Raw genomic sequence first — 20,525 nt, forward strand, 5'->3', positions numbered from 1 at the left:
TCTGGTGAATAGTGTTCTCTCGATTTCATTCAATACCCCCGATTGTCTCATCGTAACAATCGGGACTGTCTGTGAAAATCAGGATACCTCAGATGATATGAAGCTGCACGACCTGATCAAAATGAACCAGTCGCTCCTGTTGCGTCTGCCCCTTGCGCAGATGAGTGCTATCGCAGTGTGGCCAGCTGCGCAACAACACTAGTTCAGATGCTCGATACGCAGCCTCAAGGTTATCGGCATCGCGAGCCCATACAAAGAGTATCCAAAGACACAGATAGGCCTTTCGCAGTTGGCGTGTGCACTCTGCCTGGTCCTTCGGCTTAGTGAAGATTGCATTGAGCAAGTGGGAGAAATACCGATAGGCGACATCAGGCTGATCAAGCATCGCTAGCGCCTTCTGAAACAGTCCCCGGTTCTCGCTCTCAATTAATTCCGCGCGTAACATACCGCTGAGAATCAGATCTGCAAGGCGATCTCCGTTCCACTCGGCGAAATGAATGTTAACTGTCTCGTTCTTCCGGCAAAAACCGCTCCACTGAGCGCGAACGTCTTCGCGCATTTCTCCCCCCATGCAAACACATATAACGACCGGCAGACTCGCTAAATGGGGCGGAATACGATTCGGGATGTAATCATCCAATATCTCGTTAAGCGATGGACGCACGGCTTGTTGGCCAGTATCCCAATGCTCTCGTGTCAGATCGCCGGACTTGATTGTAAACAGAAACAGGCTGCGATCACCGCCACTGTCACGATTGGGACCCACAGCAGCGACATCAACTCCGGCTTGCCGCGTACCACGGCGGGGGCGGGTGAGAACTTCGAACCCACTCTCAGCCAAGAGATCGGGCAAAATGGCGTCGAGTTCGTCACGTTCACGAAGCGAGCGCAAATAGTGCAACACGACAAGTTTCATCGAGATTCCCGTTGCTCCAGTCTGAAATTAAAAAGCATGTGGTCAAGGCCAATTGGGTCAACAATATTGAGCAGGGGCAACTCAGACGTAATGGAAAATGATGTCATCTCTATCTCAGTGAGATTAGTTTTGCCCTCACCGGTATGGACCGAGGTCAACGACGAGCGTCCGTAAAGGATGTATTGCTTGGTGAAAATATCATCAAATATTGATTTCCGACGCCCCTGCGGGATACTACGCTCCATCTGTTCGTGCCATTGAACTCGCTCCACTTCACGCTGCATTTCGTTGGGGTGTAGTTCAACCAAACGTTCAATGCCTTCCAGCGCGTCATCAAGCGCAGTCTTGCGTGCGAGCAATTCGGCAAGGCCTGAGCTGTTTCCCCCCCCTTCGACGACACACTGCTCAAGATAACTCTTCAACTTGCCGCCATAGCTCAGTAGTAAGGGATCATAGATAAGCTCGAGGACATCATTTTTGATGTCCGGAGATCCATTGCGAAGCACCGCTAACAATATGGTAACCACAGCTAGAGGATCAATGAAGAACCAACCAATAGCCTTACGACAAAGGAATAGCTGATCCGATGGGTCTGATGGCAGTGACGACGAGGATATAGAGAAAGATGGTACATCGTTCCCAACCCCGCACACTTTGTACGCCAAACATTTGTGAGTGTATGCTCCTGCATTAAGCAACCAGTACACCACTGCACTACCAAGCACATCATAGCCTGCTTGATTAAGCGCATGATATGTACTCTGAAGCGAATCAAACGTAATGCGTCCTTTTGAACGATCGATCAATTCACTAAGTAAAGGAATCACCTGTTCAGTACGCCCAACGCTCACGAGTTGGTATAAGGCATGGTCGATGAGAGAGAGTGTGCTGGCGTTATCTGGATCAACGTGGGCCGCAGCGCCAAGACACAGAACAATGGCATCTTCTGTGAGGCTCTCTCGGTGACGCGTCAAGAGGTTTACCGCAAAGTGAATAGTAGATGGGCTAAGTGTAAAAAGGATTTGTTCGAGCCGCTTTTCGAAACCAACTGGTGCATATGCTTTTCGCTTTGCAGCAGCACGATAGCCGGCTTCTATTGATCGAAGGCAGATGTCCTCATCCTCGCTAGACGCACACTGGAACAGGATGTCGATCACCTCAGAGTAGCGATCTCCTAGCTCCATAGACCCCAAAGCCGATATAGCCGCGAGCTTTGCCTCCTGCTTATGAGCCTTCGCGAAAATGATGCTTTCATCCACATCAGAATTTATCAGGAGCACCGTGGATAACAGACGCAGCGCGAGGTTATCACCATTACGTGCTGACTTATAGACTTTTTCAGACCGCTTTGAGTCTTTTTTCGTCCACTCCCCAAACGAGGCAATCAGTGCGCCATCACAACCGGCATCAAGCAAATGCATGATGAATAGGTGAATGATGTCCTGTTCTACGTTCAGAAGGGGAATCAAATCGCATAGAACATTCTCGACAAGGAAAAGTCGCGATCTATCCAACTCCTCAAGCGCGTCTTCGATATAAAAAACAATCGGCGGCGCGTCTGTGGTATTTAATATATGTGCGATCGTCTCAATCAACTCGGAGGCGTTACCATTCAGATGCCAACACTCCAGATCCACAATAGTACGCACCAAGCCGCGAGTACGGAGCTGCGTTGCCAATTCCGTCGCATCTACCTGTATCCCCTCATTAGCCATTGATCTACTCATTGGGTTTTGTCCTCACAAATTCACTTATAATCCTACCGAAATCGCAGACATCTCCCAATCGATTTAGTACTCACGGGGCTAGATAAGTGCTTAATACCATTCACGTATTTGTGACCAAGCGTAACGCTAGCCACATTTTCGTTATCAATAAACGTATTTTTGAGAACTAAGGGTCAAAGGTGAAACATGGGTAGAAAAAAATGCACAAAAGCTGGCAATGGCTCAGACCAAGCCTTGCTACTCGAAGCCAATACTACAGGCACAGGTGCTCGGAAACTAACCGCCCATGAACTCGCTGCACTTCGTCGAGATATGGCCGAGTCATCAGCCAAGATGCGAGCAGAAGTGGCGCGTAGAGGGAACAAAGCCTGATGAGCTCGGAGCTATAACCGCGCGATTGCCCGATTAAACAAAGTTTGTGATCACCAGCTTAGAGATGACAAGCCCCGCAGGGCAGGAAGTACGTTGAGCGCCGCAGGTGCGAATAAGGGACAGTGAAGAGAGTTAACCGGCTTGCCGGTTAGCTAACTTCACACATCCTGCCCTCAGATCAGCCTTGCATCTCTCGTGGAGACTCAATAGGAAATGGCTGTTATCGCCATACATAGGGTTAAGTAATGAACTTACGCCAGGAAAAGATCTAAAAACAGATTAAAATACATATAAAACAGTGCATTACACCTCAAGAGCACATACTTTACTTTGCTAAACCCAATAACTTTACACATAGTTTCCGTGCATTTTCCTACGATCCCCCCTCAGTCAGCTTATAGGGCTAGATCCCTTCCTGGCGTTCAATTATCGGCCTCTGGCCGATTGCGCAGTACGACAAGGTGCAACCGTCCGCATAAAACGGACGGTTACACCGCCTGGAGATCCTGAGATATCCTAAATATCCTGCCAAAACAGTAAAAAATCGGGCGGGTGTGAAACGCCATCGGGCGGGTGTGAAACGCCATCGGGCGGGTGTGAAACGCTATCGGGCGGGTGTGAAACGCTATCGGGCGGGTGTGAGACGCTTTATCCTATTTTCAGCATCTATCGCTATCCCAACTGCATGCAATTTTTCCGCATCTTCCCTGAGCCTGTAACGCTCACTTCGTATCTTTTGACTATTAAGATTTTCACCACACACTGCGCGAATCAGGGTGTCAACATGCCATCCTCCGGCGGGCTCATGCTTGTGAGTCAATATATGGCGAGCAATAGCCTGGCTAATACCGTGCCGCAAACGGGCAATGGGGGCCGGATCGTAGTACAGGCTTAGGTCATGCTCCAATAACATGACCAGTGCGATACCAAGCCGAACTCTCCATAAGTTCCGCTCCCCTCCCGTCAGAGGATCAAGGCGTGTCATCAGTGAAGGGATAACATGATCTATCAAACCACCGATTATTGGGAAATCGAACTGTGACGTTTCAATAGTTACGGTTGCTGCTCGCAGCTCAGTCAGTAATTTCTCAAGCTGGAAGAGGCTATACCGGCTGTCTGACAGCGTTTTCCGCACTTTAGCAGGGTCTACCAGAAGTTCGACACCACCATCGGACACATCGCGGCGACGTTCGGCACAATACAAGATTGCCTCAACAACATCTGCGTGCCGCTGGCCTAACCTCCCCTGAATAGAACAACGGCCAAAGGATGTCTTCATCCAATTTGCCTCCCTCATACTCGGGCGTTGAGTCGCCTGGTAGATCATCACTCGTGCCTGTGCGCTGGTACTGGTTGGAACGACCTTGTTACCAATTGTCATCAGCGCCCTCCACAACAATTTCCGATTTCTTGAACGGCAATACTTCTTTAGTTTTACGCCGCCTCTCCAACACAGCCGGCTTGAGTACGCCCCCCTCATGTCGGCGCAGCCAACGTTCGGGAAAAGGTGCGCCATAGTTGGCTTTGCTGACGCCAAAGCGGACGAAGTAACCTCGCTGACCGTCGTTGACCCCCAACTCTTCGGCTTCCTTTAGCGTCATCCCCGAAAGGTAGGATTGCCAACGGATGTTATCGACCAGTACAGATGAACCACGACTGGCCTGCTGTTGGTCACCAGCCCCCATCATGGTCGCACCCTTGCTGGAGTGATGGAGAAATACGATAGCGCAGCCGGTTTCGACAGCTATGGCCTCCATCCGGCCAATCACCTGTGACATTGGCCCACTGGCGTTCTCCTCCTCAATATGGAAGCGCCGCAGAGTATCCAGAATGAGCAGGCGTCGGCCATCAGCAACCTGTCTGAGTCCGTCGAACCATGCCGAAGACATAATGTCAGGACACCGACCGATCAGCGGCTCAATCAGTAATCCATCAGCTACCGCCTGCTGTTCTGTAAGCGTGAGATGTGCACCCAATACATGTAACCGATGATGAATCGTGGCGGTCGGATCTTCAGCTGGCAGGTAAGCCACAGCCCCTGTGAGGAACTCACCAATGTTCAGTAGATCTGGGCCTCCAGCAATCTGTGTCGCAAGCTGTAAGGCCAACATGGACTTACCCGCCCCACCAGGTGAAACAATTGCGCCTACAGTTCCCGCAACCATATTTGGTAGAACGTAATCAATAGGCGGCGGCAGCTTAGTAAAAGCGGCCATGAGATCGAGGGCCATGCTATTAACCTCTAATAGTCTGGCCGGGGCGTGAAGCATGGAATCCAGAAGACTTGCGCTCTTCAATCCATTTTTCGACTTCCGTCAGCTCCCAAGCAACATTTCTGCTTGTCAGCGCAATACGGCGTGGGAATTCACCCCGCAGCTCCATGTTGTAAATTGTTCGCGCAGAAAGTGGGATCATGTCCAAAAGTGCTTTTCTATTAATGAGGGTCTTGAATGCCATTGTTTGCATGTGTTTGCCTCCAGCAACCAGTGAAGGCGCCATAGTGCCAAGCAATACAACTTGAGTAAGCGCATTAATTGGCTAAAATGGTTGACATGAAAAAAGCACCAAAGATAGTCATCTGGGAGAACTGCGATCATCACATTTCGGCTGCTATCCGGCAGTTTGAAGAACTCTGGCTGCCATACTCAGTATCATCACGTCGATACCCTATCCTTCGCTTGATCAAAGAAGTCATCGACTCCGCTGTAAATAGCTACATAAAGACTCTTCCTGCAAACTACGCTGGGTATCTGCCTGGTGCGGGAGGTGGTGTACCTTTCAGTGAAATTGTCAAATTGGTGGGGCTAGAAGCCATGGTCCGTATGCAACGACAATTGTTGCGACAGTTCATCAAAACTGAAGACCAACAAACTCCGATAGACCTGTGCTTTGTCGCTACGCTTGAATCTTTGATTGGATTAGTCGGGTGCTGCGCATGCAAATCCCCTAAGAGGTCTGCCTCCAGAAAGGGTGTCAACCTGAATAAGCAACGAAAACATGGATTTTGCGAGTTCTGCGGGAATATGACTGAGTTTGCAACCTTTATGGCAACTGTGGAGGAGAACCGGATCAATAATTCCGAACTCGAAGATCACAAAAAATTAGAGCTCAGTCACCAGTATTGCAGCGAGCACCGACCCAAGCTGGTAACTGGCGAGTGGAATCCTTTATATAGAAGAGCAAAACGCTCACTAACACAATTTAATATCGAACTTGCTAGGCTAACTCATCAGTGTGCCAACCGATCCAGACCTAACGCACTATCAGGCGATGAACTAATAGATAGGTATTTTTTTCAATTAATGCTGAGATTAACCCTGCAGTCAGCAGATGAAGCCAAATTACGCAACCTAGCCCGTAGAATGGTAGACTCAAAATGTTCTGACACTAAGAAAATAATACTTACCCTCAAACAATTGGGGTTAAATCAAACAGAAATTGGGCTACGAATACAGCAGCCAATGACACGACAAGCCGTATCTAAATCGCTAGTTACAATTCGTAAAGAATTCGTTTTATAGAATAAAGAGGCTTGGTACCGACCTAAAATTCAGTAGTTGATATCTAGGTCGTAGCCCAAGGAGGTTGGAGCCCCAAATCACTATAAATTCCTTCAAGAGGCTCAATATCAAGCTGCCATTTTCGAGGCAATGAAGTACGAAATTTTTTTGCGAGAAAGTAAACTAAAAGAACAAATGGGTGCCTAAACTCCACCGATCCAAGTTGCCTAGCTTTAATTTTGTCACTGACATAGGAATATCTTGGGTCCTCAAGAAAAGCTAGAAACTCATCCATTGATGTTTTCTTCAATAACTCACTGACTGAGTTAAGTAGATAGTCTGCACTTTTACTATCATCAATAAGCTGAATGTCTCCAAGACGTTTTATTGCCTCGCGGCTAATAACATCCTTCCAGGCATTTATATCGGCCGTTGCTTTTTCCAACAACTCCTTTGCACTGCATAATAAATCATCAGTGGTCTCCATCAGCGCCATACTTTTTGCGAATGTCCTACGGACCTCTGGTGAGGCCGATATATTACCTTTATAGATAGTATCATGAGCCAGTTCAGCATAAGCATGTTGCAGCAAAGTCCTTAACTGCACTTCACAGGGTGTACCTTCTTTTATAATAACACTATTGTGTTCAATATCTCTATTTGCATAAACTATATAGTGAACAGACTGATAATCAAATAATCGTGGATCATCTCCTTTCCAATCATCAAATTCTTTATCCTTTGAATAAGCCCAACTTGTCGCCCCTTCAACTATATTGCAAAGTAATTCAAGCTGAGATGTTAGCAGCACAACAAAGCGAATTCCTGCTTTATCAGTAATCTCTTTATAAGGATCTTTATACTTATTTCGCTTCCTGATAAATGCCTTCGCAACTAGAGAATCTACCTGTTTAACTCTTTGAGATGGCGGGATTTTTACCCATTCCAAGTACGCATTTTTCGTTCCAGCATGAGAAAGAATTTTGGAGTCAATATAAGTCAGAACAAAGTCAGCCCACGCTTCATACATGGGCAACTCAGCCTCGTACAACTTGATGAAATCTGGGCGTTCCATTATTCTTGCTCAGTCAGTCTACCCTGGATTCTAAGGATAGTATGTTCATCGGTAACGTCAACAACCTGAACCATTTCTTCAAATTTTTCTGCAGGAGCTGTTAGCTTAACACTAGAAGAGAAATTCATTTTACGATGCTGTAGCCGTTTCTTAATTAAAGAGGTATCTTTAACTATTGCATTCGTTGGGAAATTTTTACTTTCCATATAATCAGCATAATTATCTCTTAACTCTTCGTTCATGAACTGGTCAGCAAAGCTACTACTCTGGATTGTATTGCTCTGGTCAGTTTTTAGATATGTATGTAATGCCTGCTGAAGGTCAACCTTACTCTCTGTCGACAGTTCAGAATCATTGATAAAACTCTTTGTATATTCAAAAAAATCCCGAGTTCTTTGTTCTGAGTTGTTAGGGATTCTCAACCCCAAGAAACCAGAGTAAAAATATCTTGCTGCCTTTCTATCATCTTTAGCTTGGATATTACTATCGAAAACATAAGCCTCAAAATCGTTTGAGTCCCTAATTTCGTTGCCAACACTTTCTCTACTTAATTCAACGAATGCACCAACCTTATAGAGCTTTGATTGAGGTGTAAGTATTAGGTTATCCAAGTAATCCATAACAACTTTATCACCCACTTCTTTTCCTACAAATCCTGCTTGTTGCTCTGCTTTTATGATGAACAAGCATCTCTTATTCGCAGCACCAGCAGTTCCATCAATAATAACAAGAGTACCTCCGGGCCAGCTTTTACTGGTATGAGCGGTGGTATGCAGTTCCGCAATCTCAACCGAATTATTTATAAAACTGGCATCGTCATCTGTTAGAAGCCTAGTGGCACAATGAAAGCAACTAGCCGCACCATCCTGTGCAATATCCATTTGTAAGCTATGTGATCCATTACCAAGCACACTACTAATTCTCTGTTGCAGCTTATCTAAACCAGCTCCGACTAACTGAGTTAATTCACGACTAGGAAACGGGTTAACTCGCCCTTCATCGTTGGGCTTATAAACGTTATGTAGAATTATTCTATTAAAAATGAGGTTATCAAAAGTAAAAGCCATTCAAAGTTCCGCTCCCTGCATAGTTTTCTGTAAATGGTAATCATATTTACTTATTTAATACTACATTGATCACCAATAAATAGTTAGTCTCACAGCCCACCTGTATTAAGATATCCAATCATCTATCATATCTGCCCAATCTTGCAACATCGCAGTGCGCTGTTCTCTATATTCTGCCTTGTTATAAACAGCTCTAACACCTTTTTGTTCATGAGCAAGGCATTTTTCGATCCAGTCAGTGTTATAGCCAGCCTCATGTAGCAGGGTGCTAGCCGTGCGTCTCAGGTCATGGGGACCAAATTTGGCGAGCAGCTTGCCTTCTTTCTGGGCCAGTGTGTAGGTCATGGTCATCACCCGATTCAAGGTGGCGCTGCTCATAGGCAAATCTGAGTCGTAACGGGATGGCAGTATATAGTCAGAGCCACCAGAGAAGGTCTTCAACGCGATCAGGATGTCCAAGGCTTGTCTGGATAGAAACACCAGGTGGGGGGTCCGTCGCTTCATCCGCTCTTTTGGGATGGTCCAAAGAGCGTCGCTGAAATTGATCTCGCTCCAGGTCGCATTTGTCAGCTCACTTTTGCGCACCATGGTCAAAAGCAGTAACTTTACCGCTGCACGTATGGAGGGCGATGTGCCAATCCGCCCCATATATTCATACATAAGCCGGATTTCTGCAGGCGACAAAGTTCGATCTCGCGGCTCAAATCTGGCAATGCTCGTTGGTCTAACAAGGTCAGCGGGGTTTTCAACCTTCTGCCCTCGCTCGATGGCCCAACGATAAATCTGCAGCACTATGTCACGGGTATGAACAGCCGTTGCTGGAGCCCCTCGCTCCACAATGGCATCCGTCAGCATGCGCAAATCTTCATGGGTGATCTCGGTCAGCTTCTGGTTGCCAAATTTCGTTTCCAGTTCCCGAGCATAGACAGAGCGACGCATATCACGGGTGGAGTCCGCCATCTGGTAACCTCGCAACCACTTTTCCGCCCAAGCACCAAATGTTTCAGCATCTTTTACCCGAGCCTTTTTACGAGCCTTCTCCTTAGCCGGAGACTTACCGTCGGCCACCATCCGCTTGGCTTCATTCAGTCGCTCGCGGGCTTCAGCCAAACTGATACCACCGACACCGTAGCGGCCAAAGGTGATCGTCTCTTGCCTGCCATTGATCGAGTAGTTGTAACGGAACGAGACCGAACCAGCGGGGGTAACCGCTACATAAAGGCCATCCCGGTCATTCACCTTGTAAAGTTTGTCCCTCGGCTTGAGGTTGCGCAGCTTGGTATCAGTCAGCATAAGTCTTATCCTTACTCGAATCTGATACCATGCTGAAACACCACCCCAAAATAAGGCAATAAAACCAATAAAAACAGTTAGTTAAACAAATTAAATACCATGAAAATACAGAATCAAGCAGCATGGTATCGGCTATCATTCATGGCATCATGCCTCGATAATACCACCTTGGATACCATACTCAAGTGGTGCTTCCCACTGCCATCCGTTGCCAGGTCATGCCAAATACAAAAACAAAAAAGCCCATGTAAACATGGGCTTAAATGTATTCCTGTGCCAGTTAGTACCAGCTAATGCCTAACGAGTGATCATTCCCATTCGATGGTTGCAGGCGGCTTGCCGGAGACGTCGTACACCACGCGGGAGATACCGTTGATCTCGTTGATGATGCGATTCGATACGTGACCGAGGAAGTCGTACGGCAGGTGAGCCCAGTGGGCGGTCATAAAGTCGATGGTTTCGACGGCACGCAGGGCAATAACCCAGTCATATTTGCGGCCATCGCCCATCACGCCAACGGAGCGCACCGGCAGGAACACGGCGAATGCCTGGCTGACCTGGTTGTAGAGGTCGGCTTTGCGCAGCTCTTCGATAAAGACCGCATCGGCGCGGCGCAAGATATCGCAGTACTCTTTCTTCACTTCGCCAAGGACGCGCACGCCCAGACCCGGGCCCGGGAACGGGTGACGGTAGAGCATGTCGTAGGGCAGACCCAGCTCGAGGCCGACGCGGCGCACTTCATCTTTGAACAGCTCGCGCAGCGGCTCGACCAGACCCATCTTCATCTCTTCCGGCAGGCCGCCGACGTTGTGGTGGGACTTGATGACGTGGGCTTTGCCGGTTTTGCTGGCAGCGGATTCGATAACGTCCGGATAGATGGTGCCTTGCGCCAGCCACTTGGCATTTTTCAGCTTTTTCGCTTCATCGTCGAACACTTCAACGAAGACGCGGCCGATGATCTTGCGCTTGGCTTCCGGCTCGTCAACACCGGCCAGGGCGGAGAGGAAGCGCTCTTCGGCTGCAACCTTGATGATGTTCAGACCAAAGTGGTCACCAAACATCTCCATCACCTGAGTGCCTTCGTTCAGACGCAGCAGACCGTTGTCAACGAAGACGCAGGTGAGGCGATCGCCGATGGCGCGGTGCACCAGCATGGCAACCACGGAGGAGTCGACACCGCCGGAGAGGCCGAGGATCACTTCATCGTCACCCACCTGCTCGCGGATGCGGGCAACGGCATCGTCGATGATGGTGGCCGGGGTCCAGAGGCATTCGCAGCCGCAGATGTCTTTGACGAAGTGCTCCAGCATGCGGGCACCCTGACGGGTGTGGGTCACTTCCGGGTGGAACTGCACGCCGTAGAAGCGCTTGGCTTCGTTGGCCATGGCCGCGTGGGGGCATGTCGGGGTCTGGGCGATGGTGGTGAAGTCGGCCGGAATGGTGGTGACCTTGTCACCGTGGCTCATCCAGACATCCAGCAGGGCATTGCCGTTGTCGGCGATGGCATCTTCGATGTTGCGCAAGAGGGCGCTGCTCTTGCCAGCTTCGCCCAGCACTTCCACCTTGGCGTAACCGAATTCACGCTCGGTGGAGGATTGCACCTTGCCACCCAGCTGCTCGGCCATGGTCTGCATGCCGTAGCAGATGCCGAACACAGGGACACCGGCGTTGAACACATACTCGGGGGCGCGCGGGCTGCCTGCTTCGGTGACGGACTCGGGGCCGCCGGAGAGGATGATGCCGCTCGGATTGAATTCGCGGATCTGCTCTTCGGTTACGTCCCAGGCCCACAGTTCGCAGTAAACGCCGATTTCGCGCACGCGGCGGGCGATCAGCTGGGTGTACTGGGAACCGAAGTCGAGGATAAGGATACGGTGCTGGTGAATGTCTTTAGTCATTTTATTCCTGCATCAGGCTGATGTTGTCACAAAGGGCACGGGATAAAAAAAGGGTGGAGAAACGGGGCGCAGGGCCCCGTTTTATCAGCCCATCCGATAGTTGGGGGCTTCTTTGGTAATGGTCACATCGTGGACGTGGGACTCTTTCATCCCGGCGCCGGAGATGCGCACGAACTCTGCCTTGGTACGCATGTCGTCGATGGTGGCGCTGCCGGTCAGGCCCATGGAGGAGCGCAGGCCGCCCATCTGCTGATGGATGATCTCTTTGAGGCGGCCCTTGTACGGCACGCGACCTTCGATGCCTTCCGGCACCAGCTTGTCGGCGGCGTTGTCGGTCTGGAAGTAGCGGTCGCTGGAGCCTTTGGACATGGCGCCCAGAGAGCCCATGCCACGGTAGGATTTAAAGGAGCGACCCTGATAGAGCTCGATCTCGCCCGGCGCTTCTTCAGTACCGGCGAACATGGAGCCGACCATGACGCAGCTGGCGCCCGCGGCGATGGCCTTGGCGATGTCGCCGGAGAAGCGGATGCCGCCGTCGGCGATAACCGGAATACCGGTGCCTTCCAGCGCATCAACGGCGTCGGAGATGGCGGTGATCTGGGGCACGCCCACGCCGGTCACGATACGGGTAGTACAGATGGAGCCCGGGCCGATACCGACCTTGACGGCGTTGACACCGGCAGCAGCCAGCGCCTTGGCGCCCGCGGCGGTCGCCACGTTGCCACCGATAATCTGCAGATCCGGATAGGCGTCGCGAGTAGCCTTGATGCGATCCAGCACGCCCTGGGAGTGGCCGTGGGAGGAGTCGATCAGCAGCACGTCTACACCGGCTTCCACCAGCGCAGCAACGCGCTCTTCGTTGCCGGCACCGGCACCAACGGCAGCACCGACCCGCAGACGACCCTTGTCATCTTTACAGGCGTGGGGCTTGCGCTCGGCTTTCTGGAAATCTTTAACGGTGATCATGCCCTTGAGTTTGAAGTCGGCGTTCACCACCAGCACTTTTTCGATACGGTGCTTTTGCATCAGGGCAACTACCTCTTCACGAGGGGCCCCTTCACGCACGGTGACCAGACGATCTTTCTGGGTCATGATCTGTTCAACGGTCTGGGAGAGGTCAATCACGAAGCGCACGTCACGGCCGGTGATGATACCGACCAGCTTGTTGCCGTCAGTCACCACGGGGTAACCGGCGAAACCGTTCTTGTGGCTCAGCTCCTTGATTTGGGCGATGGTCATGTCAGGGCGCACGGTGACGGGGTCAGTGACCACGCCGCTCTCGTACTTCTTGACCTTGCGCACTTCGGCAGCCTGCTGCTCGATGGACATGTTCTTGTGGATAAAGCCGATACCGCCTTCCTGGGCCAGAGCGATAGCCAGACGGGCATCAGTCACTGTGTCCATGGCAGCGGAGATCATCGGGATATTCAGGCTGATGGCGGAGGTCAGCTTGGTACGCAGATCGGCAGTATTGGGAAGAACTTCGGAGTGGGCGGGAACCAACAGTACATCGTCGAAGGTTAACGCTTCTTTGGCAATCCTGAGCATGGCAATATCTCACCGTTGAGGAAGTGGGGGTGTAAAATATTGCCGACGAAGTTTACTCACCGATTGGTCACTGGTAAAGAAGTTTTTTGAATTTTTTATGGCGTAGCCCGCTTTTAGCAGGCCAAGAGGCTAAAAAACCAAGATTTTCTCTTCAAAAATGACCGTTTTGTGGCAAAAGAGTTGAGCGATTGGGGTTTTATGCAAAATGTCCCTGATGAATTTCCCCCGTAGGCAGATTTGCAACCCCCTGCCCTCCTCCCAATCCTGCAGCAAAACAGACCCATACAACCCGGCATTCCATTGCATCGCAATGCACTCGTTAACACGCCAGGCAAGTCGCCATGTTGGCAGTTGTTGCGCTGGCGCAACAAATCAAACAATTCCCGTCACACACACGCAAAAGTAGTGGCCGCAGGAAGAGGAGGTCTCGTAAGATACCCTGCAGCGTCATGATGTGACCATGCTCGTATTGGCCCATTCGGCCACTAACAAGAGAGGTCAAGCACCGGAAAACGGGGCAACAGCGAATATATTCTGCGGGTGAAGTCAAACCCGGCTGAATAACGAGTTTGCCACCCTGACATGCTTATTTCAGTGCATGAAGCACAGTCCATAGATATCAATCAACCATCGCGGGCATATATATGAGATTTCAAGGAAAGATTTCTGAGTGGAACGATGACAAGGGATATGGATTCGTCGAACCTAATGGCGGAGGTGAACGCACATTTATTCATATCAAGTCATTTACATCGAGAGCACGAAGACCCGCCAATGGCGATCTGGTTATTTATGAAGTAGAGAAAGATAGTCGGCAACGCAGCAATGCAGTCAATGTCTCGTTTCCCCATGAACGATCACTGCAAAGAAAGAGAGGGGGCAGTAACGTCAGTCTGGCATGGCCGCTACTGTTTATATCAGGCATATTTGCACTCACCCTGTTTCAGCGTATTCCGGCTCTCATTCTCATCGTATATATATCCCTGAGCATTATTACGTTTATTGCCTATGCCATTGACAAACATGCCGCCCAAAATAACCACTGGCGTACTCAAGAGAGCACCCTGCATCTGCTGGCCCTGCTCGGTGGTTGGCCTGGCGCTCTCTCAGCCCAACAGCTGCTCAGGCATAAATCAGCCAAAGTGGAATTTCGCCAAGTGTTCTGGGTAACGGTTTTCCTGAATCTGCTCCTGCTGTGCGGGTTAACCATGAGCGATCCGGGTCGTGCCATGCTTGGCACTGTCACAACAGAGATCCTCCGTCTGATCGCCCCCTGGGCTTGAGTCCGGGCTCGGCTCCTGCCGTGCGCTGGGGTAAGATAGCGGCCATCGTTTTATCCCGGCCCGCCGGAGCAGACTACAGGTACGCCCTTGAACCGATTTACCCCATCCAGTGCGGCGAGCGGCCGCGAGCAGCAGGTCTTTACCGTCACCCGCCTCAACAGCGCCGTGCGCATGATCCTGGAGCAAGATCTGGGGCTGGTGTGGCTGACCGGCGAGCTCTCCAATCTGGCGATGCCAAGCTCCGGCCACTGGTACTTCTCCCTCAAGGACATGTCGGCGCAGGTGCGCTGCGCCATGTTCAAGGGCAACAACCGGCGGGTGGCCTTCCGCCCGCAGGATGGCATGCAGGTGCTGGTGCAGGCGCGGGTCTCCCTCTATGAGCCGCGCGGCGACTACCAGCTGATCATCGAGTCGATGCAGCCGGCGGGCGACGGCGTATTGGCCCTGCGTTTTGAAGAGCTCAAGCGCCGCCTCGGCGCCGAGGGGCTGTTTGACGAAAGCCGCAAGCGGCCGCTGCCCCGCGAACCGCGGGCGGTGGGCCTTATCACTTCCGCCACCGGTGCCGCCCTGCACGATATGCTGACTGTGCTTAAACGCCGCACCCCGGATCTGCCGGTCTTTATCTACCCGACTCAGGTACAAGGCAGCGCCGCCATCAGCCAGATCGTCGCGGCGATCGCCAAAGCGAACCAGCGCGCCGAGGTGGATGTACTGATCGTCGGACGCGGCGGCGGATCCCTCGAAGATCTCTGGTGCTTTAACGAAGAGGCGGTGGCCCGTGCCATTGCCCACTCCGCCATACCTGTGGTGAGCGCGGTGGGCCACGAGGTGGATGTCACCATCAGCGACTTTGCCGCCGACTTGCGCGCCCCTACCCCATCGGCCGCCGCCGAGCTGGTGGCGCCGGATCAGAGCGCCCGTGCCCAGCGTCTGGTTCACCTCAAACAGCGACTGCTGCAGGCGATGAGTCGCCAGCAGACCGCCGCCCGCCACGATTTCATCCTGCTGCAAAAGCGGCTCGACCATCAGGATCCGAAACGGCGACTGGAGCAGCAGTCCCAGCGCCTCGATGAACTCTCCACCCGTTTGCAGCAGCTATTGCGCCAGCGGCTGCATCAGGGAGAGCGGCGCCTCACCAACCTTGAGCTGCGCCTGCAGGGCAAGAGTCCGGAGCGCCTCCTGGCCGCTGGCAAGCGCCGCCACCAGCTGGCCGAGGAGCGGCTCTATGCTCTGATTGCCAAGCGGCAAGACCTTGCCAGTCACCGCCTCGCCATGCTCACCGCCCGCCTCGACGGGGTGAGCCCGCTCGCCACCCTGGGGCGCGGCTACTCCATCACCCGCACTGAGCGCGGTGAAGTGATAAGCCGCGCCGATCAGGTCAACAGTGGCGATCAGCTCATCACCACCCTGGCGCAAGGGAGCCTGCAGGTGCGGGTCGAGGACATTAAGCCGTAACCTGTTCTCTTGAGCCACAACCGGGCGCCGCACCTCGCAGGCAACCAGTCGCCTCGTTCAAGCCGATATAAAAAATCCCCGCCGATTGGCGGGGATTTTTATTGGGTTCTTCTTCATCCCGCGAGCGGGAGAGCGCGCTTAGCTGGCCTTGCGCAGGATCTGCTCAAGGTAGTCGGCGAAGCGGTGACCGTGATGCTCCAGCAGTTTCGGGAACATGGAGATGGAGGTCATGCCCGGGAAGGTGTTGATTTCATTCAGCAGGATCTCGCCCTCGTCGGTCAGGAAGAAGTCGATACGGGAGAGGTGAGTCAGTTTCAGCTGACGGAACGCCTTGAGGGCATACTCGTGGATCGCATCGGCCTGCGCCTGGGTCAGCCCCTCGGCACGCAGTGCCGTCTCGGTATGGCTGGCGCTGCTGTACTTCTCTTCATAGGTGTAGAACTTGTCCTGCGGCACGCAGATCTCGCCCGGGTAGGTCGCCACCAGCTCGTCACCGTACTGGTAGACTGCCACTTCCAGCTCGCGCGGCTTGACCGCTTTCTCGATCAGAACCTGTTCGGAGTAACCGAAAGCATCGGCAATGCCCTTCACCAGATCCGCTTCGTTGCTGGCAGAGTAGCAGCCAACGGAAGAGCCCTGGGAAGCTGCCTTGATAAAGACCTTGCCCCACTTGGCCAGCGCGGATTTCGCCTCGGCGAGCGCAGCGTCGTTTTGCTCGGTCAGGAACAGGTATGGGGTATTGGGAATGCCGATGGCGGAGAGCCACAGCTTGGTGCTGATCTTGTTGAAGCAGATCTTGCTCGCCTCGGCATCGCAACCGAGATAAGGCAATCCGGCCAGCTCGAGGAAGGATTGCAGATCGCCGGTCTCACCCGGGTAACCGTGGATGCAGGGCACCACGTAGTCTACCGGACGGGCCACGCTGTCAAACGAGAGCAGCTTGTCGAGCCCCAGCTTGCACTCGCGGCCATCGGCACTGAGCCAGCGATCGGCGAACATCTCGACGCGGGTCACTTCGACACCGGGCAGAAGGCCCAGTTGTTGCTCGAGGAAATTGGCGCTGCGCAGAGAAACTTCGTGCTCGGAGCCACCGCCGCCGCACAGCAGCAAGACATGCATGTTCTTCATTAGATGTGATCCCTTGGGAAAAGCGGCCTCGCCATGACCATTTGATAAGCCAACCACCATAAAAACCCGACGAAGCCAGATACGAACATAAGTGCGCGCCAGTGTAGCAAGGGAGATCAACCCTTGTCAGCTGATGGGAGACCCATGACCCCACTTCTTGCAGTGAAAAGTCTCCCCTGTGTCAAAATCGGGACACATTGCCCTTCAGCGCGGCGGATCGACCCTTCCCATGCCGTTGCCATTGACCCGAAACCAGCCGGCGATGCTGTAGCGCTCGCGATTGGCAGGCAGCACTTCGTGGGGAAACTCCTCGGAGAGAAACATGACCAGCCGCCCCCCCTTGGGGCAGACATCCATCAAAAACTGTTCCTTGTCGTCATACATGCGCAGCACTCCACCCGCTTCGGGCAGCCAGTCGTTGTTGAGGTAAAACACGGTGGTAAGACGGCGGTTGGAGCGACCGGCAAAGGCATCCCGGTGGGTGGCGTAAAAATCCCCGCTGCGATAGCGGGCGAAGTGGGCCTCGTAGTCGAACAATCCCAACATCAGCATCCGGTTGGCGGCAAGACGCAGGGACTCCATCCGGGCGAGGTAGTCAGCCACCGGCGCACCGAGGGAGGGCTCCAGCCAGTGGATCTGGTCACGGCGAATATCGGGATTGCCCTGGTGCAGGGCGTCACGGCCGATCCCGGCCGGTTGCCATTCGCTTGGCAAACAGGCTTTGAGGGCATCCACCTCGGCGGCGGTCAAAAAATCATCCACTATCACCCATCCCCGGGTGTAAATGGCATCCATGGCAGCTTGATAGTCCAAGATTGGCTCACAATGAGTGGAGAGAGGGCGCTTTGTAACGACTTACCGGCAAAGCCACAAACCGGTTTGCTTCTCTTGAGAAGTCCTACCATCAATACGCGATTTGTCGCCCGCTTCCCCGCTTTTTGTCGCCAGTTGTGATCCCGCCCCACCGGACGGCGTATTGGCTGTCGAAACTGTGATGGCCATTGCAATCAGGGGGAAGATAGAGTGCGGGTCTCTTGCCGCCAAAAGAGCCAACCGATACCGTACTCCAGTACCATCATGCCGTTCATCCGACATCTATCGCCACAACCGACCGAGCGCCTCACGGACAACCAATAGAAGGATCTGCTTATGCCTCTGCCCGATCTCACTTTGCAACGACTGGATGGCACCCCCTATCCGCTGGCCCAACTGGCTGGCAAGGTGGTGCTGGTGGTCAATGTCGCCAGTCGCTGCGGCTTTACTCCCCAATATGAAGGGCTGGAAGCCCTCTATCGGGAACTCGGCCCCAAGGGGCTGGTGATCTTGGGCTTCCCCTGCAACCAGTTTGGCAATCAGGAGCCGGGGGATGCGGACGAGATTGCCCGCTTCTGCTCCCTCGACTATCCGGTCACCTTCCCCATCATGGCCAAGTGCGATGTCAACGGCGAGCATGCCCACCCCTTCTACCAGTGGCTTAAAAAACAGAAACCGGGTTTTCTGGGGCTGGAAAATGTCAAATGGAACTTCACCAAGTTCCTGATCGACCAGGAGGGAAATGTGGTGGACAGATTCGCCCCCCAGGCCAAACCGGAGAACCTGGCCGAGCAAATCCGCGAGATGCTCTGAATCTTCCGACGCGTTTTGCCCCATTGCTTTTGAACGATTGTGTGGCGGCCGGTGCGACAGCTACTGCGCAGCGGCCGCTATTTTGCTATATTACGCCCCCACTATCTTTTCCATATCGTGGCTGGCCCCAAAGTGCTGGCTGCCCGTTGAGCCAAAGGCTCATCTCAGGAGTGTCTCTCGAACATGTCATTCAACGAACTGGGTCTGTCTCCGCATATTCTGCGGGCCGTCAAGGAGCTGGGTTACGAACAGCCAACCCCCATCCAGCAGCAAGCGATTCCGGCCATTCTGGCCGGTCAGGATGTGCTCGGCGGCGCTCAGACAGGCACAGGCAAAACGGCAGGTTTCACCCTGCCGATGTTGCAGCGTCTGCTGGCCAACCACGGTCGTGGCCGTCGTCAGGTACGCGCACTGGTACTGACCCCGACCCGCGAACTGGCGGCACAGGTGGGCGAGAGCATCATCAAGTATGCCCACCACCTACCGTTCAAGACTCTGATCGCCTACGGCGGCGTCAGCATCAAACCGAATCTGGACGCCATCAAGCTGGGTGTGGACATTCTGGTCGCCACCCCGGGCCGTCTGCTGGATCTGCTGACCCAGGGCGCCCTGACCCTGAGCGAGCTGGAAGTGCTGGTGCTGGATGAAGCGGATCGCATGCTCGACATGGGCTTTATCGTCGACATCCGCCGCATCATGAAGGCGCTGCCTGCAGAGCGGCAAACCCTGCTCTTCTCTGCCACCTTCTCAAGCGACATCAAGGCGCTGGCGGATGATCTGCTGAACGACCCCACCCTGATCGAGGTGGACCCCAGCAATACTGCCGCCGAGCAGGTGACCCAGCGCATCATTCAGGTGGATCGGGAACGCCGCCGCGAGCTGCTCTCCCACATGATTGGCCGTGGCAACTGGCAGCGGGTGTTGGTGTTTGTTCGCACCAAGCAGATCGCCGACCGCCTCGCCCAGCAGATGCAAAAAGATGGCCTCAATACCGTGGCGATCCACGGTGACAAGAGCCAGGGTGCCCGCAACCGGGCGCTGGCCGATTTTCGCAGTGGCGAGGTGCGGGTGCTGGTAGCGACCGATATTGCCGCCCGCGGTCTCGATATCGATCAACTACCCTACGTGATCAACTTCGAACTGCCCCAGATGGCGGAAGATTACATCCACCGTATCGGCCGCACCGGCCGCGCCGGTCGTGGCGGCGAGGCCATCTCGCTGGTCAGCCAGGACGAGTTGGGTCAGCTCAAGGCGATCGAAGCCCTGATCGGCCAATCCCTGACCGTGGAAATCCTGGAAGGGTATGAGCCAAGCGGCAAGCCGAGTCGCCAGACTCTGCCGGGCAGCAAGCCGGTGCAGAACCCGCCTCGGGCTCGCGGCCATGCCAAGGGCAAGCCAGCCGCAGGCAAGGGCAAAGCCAAGGGTGACGCCAGCAAAAATCCCGCCCAGTCTCCTCAAAACAAGTCCCGCAAGCGGGAAGTAGTGGGCGAGGATATCGGCTTTGCGCCAATGCGCCGCTTGCCCAAAGCAATGCGCGACAGCTATCAGGAGAGCAGCGACGAGTAAGCTCGCGCGACGCTAACTGCCAAGCCAAAAGAGGGAGCCTGCAAGGCTCCCTCTTTCGTTATGGATGGTGC

Annotated in this window: 17 protein-coding genes; 5 read left to right on the plus strand and 12 right to left on the minus strand. The window is 53.2% G+C overall.

All coding sequences use genetic code 11. The features are described 5' to 3' along the window. Positions 1-88: 88 nt before the first annotated feature. From ACW5W8_RS12365 to ACW5W8_RS12385, 5 genes are all read right to left on the minus strand, one after another. On the minus strand, positions 89-916 hold the full coding sequence (locus ACW5W8_RS12365; RefSeq protein ID WP_498628140.1) for a hypothetical protein: 828 nt from the start codon (positions 914-916) through the stop codon (positions 89-91). Then, positions 913-2,631, minus strand: coding sequence for a hypothetical protein (locus ACW5W8_RS12370; protein ID WP_498628141.1), 1,719 nt, complete (start codon positions 2,629-2,631; stop codon positions 913-915). Before ACW5W8_RS12370 ends, ACW5W8_RS12365 begins: the two co-directional genes overlap by 4 nt. 1,009 nt (positions 2,632-3,640) lie before the next feature. After that, complete coding sequence (locus tag ACW5W8_RS12375) at positions 3,641-4,396, minus strand: ABC transporter ATPase (protein WP_498628142.1); 756 nt, start codon at positions 4,394-4,396, stop codon at positions 3,641-3,643. Next, positions 4,383-5,246: a helicase RepA family protein gene (locus ACW5W8_RS12380; protein WP_266136084.1), complete on the minus strand. Its 864-nt coding sequence runs from the start codon at positions 5,244-5,246 to the stop codon at positions 4,383-4,385. The genes ACW5W8_RS12375 and ACW5W8_RS12380 overlap by 14 nt, the downstream gene beginning before the upstream one ends. 4 nt (positions 5,247-5,250) lie before the next feature. Then, complete coding sequence (locus tag ACW5W8_RS12385) at positions 5,251-5,481, minus strand: helix-turn-helix transcriptional regulator (protein ID WP_236758306.1); 231 nt, start codon at positions 5,479-5,481, stop codon at positions 5,251-5,253. Between the two features lie 86 nt (positions 5,482-5,567). Between ACW5W8_RS12385 and ACW5W8_RS12390 the strand changes: the two genes are divergently transcribed. Next, on the plus strand, positions 5,568-6,536 hold the full coding sequence (locus ACW5W8_RS12390) for a hypothetical protein (RefSeq protein WP_498628143.1): 969 nt from the start codon (positions 5,568-5,570) through the stop codon (positions 6,534-6,536). Between the two features lie 43 nt (positions 6,537-6,579). On the opposite strand, the gene ACW5W8_RS12395 is transcribed toward ACW5W8_RS12390, so the two are convergent. The 5 genes from ACW5W8_RS12395 to guaB form a co-directional block, all read right to left on the minus strand. Further along, a complete protein-coding gene (locus tag ACW5W8_RS12395) occupies positions 6,580-7,590 on the minus strand; it encodes a GTP pyrophosphokinase (RefSeq protein ID WP_498628144.1) in 1,011 nt (336 codons plus the stop codon). Then, the gene (locus ACW5W8_RS12400; protein WP_498628145.1) at positions 7,590-8,657 is read right to left on the minus strand and encodes a nucleoid-associated protein; all 1,068 of its coding nucleotides are present in this window, start codon (positions 8,655-8,657) and stop codon (positions 7,590-7,592) included. Before ACW5W8_RS12400 ends, ACW5W8_RS12395 begins: the two co-directional genes overlap by 1 nt. Positions 8,658-8,762: 105 nt before the next feature. After that, on the minus strand, positions 8,763-9,950 hold the full coding sequence (locus ACW5W8_RS12405; RefSeq protein WP_236758310.1) for a tyrosine-type recombinase/integrase: 1,188 nt from the start codon (positions 9,948-9,950) through the stop codon (positions 8,763-8,765). Positions 9,951-10,258: 308 nt separating this feature from the next. Next, positions 10,259-11,848, minus strand: a complete 1,590-nt coding sequence (gene guaA, locus ACW5W8_RS12410; RefSeq protein WP_498628146.1) for a glutamine-hydrolyzing GMP synthase — start codon at positions 11,846-11,848, stop codon at positions 10,259-10,261. Positions 11,849-11,932: 84 nt separating this feature from the next. Beyond that, positions 11,933-13,396 carry an IMP dehydrogenase gene (gene guaB / locus ACW5W8_RS12415; RefSeq protein WP_498628147.1) on the minus strand — a complete coding sequence of 488 codons (1,464 nt, stop codon included), beginning with the start codon at positions 13,394-13,396 and terminating at the stop codon, positions 11,933-11,935. 644 nt (positions 13,397-14,040) lie between these two features. Here guaB and ACW5W8_RS12420 point away from each other — a divergent pair. Together ACW5W8_RS12420 and xseA are read left to right on the plus strand one after the other, a co-directional pair. After that, positions 14,041-14,679, plus strand: coding sequence for a DUF1294 domain-containing protein (locus tag ACW5W8_RS12420; RefSeq protein WP_498628148.1), 639 nt, complete (start codon positions 14,041-14,043; stop codon positions 14,677-14,679). A gap of 87 nt (positions 14,680-14,766) precedes the next feature. Next, on the plus strand, positions 14,767-16,134 hold the full coding sequence (gene xseA / locus ACW5W8_RS12425) for an exodeoxyribonuclease VII large subunit (protein ID WP_498628149.1): 1,368 nt from the start codon (positions 14,767-14,769) through the stop codon (positions 16,132-16,134). Between the two features lie 138 nt (positions 16,135-16,272). Here xseA and ACW5W8_RS12430 read toward each other — a convergent pair whose 3' ends face one another. Further along, entirely contained in the window at positions 16,273-17,262 is a 990-nt protein-coding gene (locus tag ACW5W8_RS12430) for a D-alanine--D-alanine ligase (protein ID WP_498628150.1), read from the minus strand. Between the two features lie 204 nt (positions 17,263-17,466). Beyond that, the gene (locus tag ACW5W8_RS12435; RefSeq protein ID WP_498628151.1) at positions 17,467-18,075 is read right to left on the minus strand and encodes a 2OG-Fe(II) oxygenase; all 609 of its coding nucleotides are present in this window, start codon (positions 18,073-18,075) and stop codon (positions 17,467-17,469) included. Between the two features lie 336 nt (positions 18,076-18,411). Here ACW5W8_RS12435 and ACW5W8_RS12440 point away from each other — a divergent pair, with 336 nt between their 5' ends. Beyond that, positions 18,412-18,888, plus strand: coding sequence for a glutathione peroxidase (locus ACW5W8_RS12440; protein WP_042062312.1), 477 nt, complete (start codon positions 18,412-18,414; stop codon positions 18,886-18,888). A gap of 183 nt (positions 18,889-19,071) precedes the next feature. After that, positions 19,072-20,454: a DEAD/DEAH box helicase gene (locus ACW5W8_RS12445; RefSeq protein WP_498628152.1), complete on the plus strand. Its 1,383-nt coding sequence runs from the start codon at positions 19,072-19,074 to the stop codon at positions 20,452-20,454. The last annotated feature ends 71 nt before the right edge of the window (positions 20,455-20,525 follow it).

The organism is Aeromonas aquatilis (assembly GCF_054052405.1).

What these genes read in the sequence shown, in the direction of transcription:
- ACW5W8_RS12385 (WP_236758306.1), bottom strand. Translation starts at nt 5,481, where the DNA reads ATGCAAACAATGGCATTCAAGACCCTCATTAATAGAAAAGCACTTTTG.
- ACW5W8_RS12430 (WP_498628150.1), bottom strand. Translation starts at nt 17,262, where the DNA reads ATGAAGAACATGCATGTCTTGCTGCTGTGCGGCGGCGGTGGCTCCGAG.
- ACW5W8_RS12390 (WP_498628143.1), top strand. Translation starts at nt 5,568, where the DNA reads ATGAAAAAAGCACCAAAGATAGTCATCTGGGAGAACTGCGATCATCAC.
- ACW5W8_RS12380 (WP_266136084.1), bottom strand. Translation starts at nt 5,246, where the DNA reads ATGGCCCTCGATCTCATGGCCGCTTTTACTAAGCTGCCGCCGCCTATT.
- ACW5W8_RS12420 (WP_498628148.1), top strand. Translation starts at nt 14,041, where the DNA reads ATGAGATTTCAAGGAAAGATTTCTGAGTGGAACGATGACAAGGGATAT.
- ACW5W8_RS12375 (WP_498628142.1), bottom strand. Translation starts at nt 4,396, where the DNA reads ATGACAATTGGTAACAAGGTCGTTCCAACCAGTACCAGCGCACAGGCA.
- guaB (WP_498628147.1), bottom strand. Translation starts at nt 13,396, where the DNA reads ATGCTCAGGATTGCCAAAGAAGCGTTAACCTTCGACGATGTACTGTTG.
- ACW5W8_RS12440 (WP_042062312.1), top strand. Translation starts at nt 18,412, where the DNA reads ATGCCTCTGCCCGATCTCACTTTGCAACGACTGGATGGCACCCCCTAT.
- ACW5W8_RS12400 (WP_498628145.1), bottom strand. Translation starts at nt 8,657, where the DNA reads ATGGCTTTTACTTTTGATAACCTCATTTTTAATAGAATAATTCTACAT.
- ACW5W8_RS12395 (WP_498628144.1), bottom strand. Translation starts at nt 7,590, where the DNA reads ATGGAACGCCCAGATTTCATCAAGTTGTACGAGGCTGAGTTGCCCATG.
- guaA (WP_498628146.1), bottom strand. Translation starts at nt 11,848, where the DNA reads ATGACTAAAGACATTCACCAGCACCGTATCCTTATCCTCGACTTCGGT.
- ACW5W8_RS12370 (WP_498628141.1), bottom strand. Translation starts at nt 2,631, where the DNA reads ATGGCTAATGAGGGGATACAGGTAGATGCGACGGAATTGGCAACGCAG.
- ACW5W8_RS12445 (WP_498628152.1), top strand. Translation starts at nt 19,072, where the DNA reads ATGTCATTCAACGAACTGGGTCTGTCTCCGCATATTCTGCGGGCCGTC.
- ACW5W8_RS12365 (WP_498628140.1), bottom strand. Translation starts at nt 916, where the DNA reads ATGAAACTTGTCGTGTTGCACTATTTGCGCTCGCTTCGTGAACGTGAC.
- ACW5W8_RS12405 (WP_236758310.1), bottom strand. Translation starts at nt 9,950, where the DNA reads ATGCTGACTGATACCAAGCTGCGCAACCTCAAGCCGAGGGACAAACTT.